Here is a 727-nt window from a genome sequence, read left to right as displayed (position 1 = left end):
GTCGCTGCGCTCTTTCTTTACGACATATTGCTAGATGCTCAACTTGACGAATTTACGGCACCTGTCATGCTGCCAATTATCGTTATGGCAGTTTTAGTGTTTGAACGTAAATTTAGTAGGGATTTCCATCAGCGAAATGAAAGTGCTAAGGCGAGTCCGACGATATCTTCAGCCTTTTCCAGTTCTGTAGATAACTCATCCATACAAATTGGCGCCTTACTGATGTTAATGGCTTGCTCGTTTACAGTTGGCGGCATTATAGAACGGGGCGGCGGCGTACTAGAGATACCCGAATTCTTCGGCTCTACCTACGGCACGATGGCGTTTCTCGTTCTGTTTTTGGTGATGATCGGCATGGTAATGGACCCCTTTGGTGCGCTTATCCTGGTTACAGGTACGATTGCTCCGGTTGCTTATGCTGCCGGAATCAATCCGATTCACTTCTGGATGACCTGCTTGATGGCTTTCGAACTTGGTTATTTGAGTCCGCCGGTTTCGTTAAATCACCTACTTACCCGTCAGGTTGTGGGTGATGAGGNAGTCAGTCTCGCTTTAAAAGAGGGCGATTCCTTTTATTATCGCCACGAGCGTTTACTTCTTCCGCTTATGGTTATGGGTACAACACTCATTCTTGTTGCTTTCGTTCCATTAGCATTCATCGATCAATAAGGTTGCTAGAATGGAACGCGTAGCAAAACGTGAGGAGCAATTAGAGCAACTTGAACGG

Annotated in this window: 1 protein-coding gene; it reads left to right on the top strand. The window is 46.1% G+C overall.

The window, feature by feature from the left end; genetic code table 11:
* Positions 1-669, top strand: a 669-nt coding sequence (locus A3735_RS03000; protein WP_156499358.1) for a TRAP transporter large permease subunit, incomplete at its 5' end; no start/stop codon positions are given.
* Positions 670-727 lie beyond the last annotated feature (58 nt).

The sequence above is a fragment of the Oleiphilus sp. HI0061 genome, from assembly GCF_001635675.1.
Note: the sequence above shows the minus strand (reverse complement) of the source record. Positions and strands in the feature narration are given on the sequence as shown.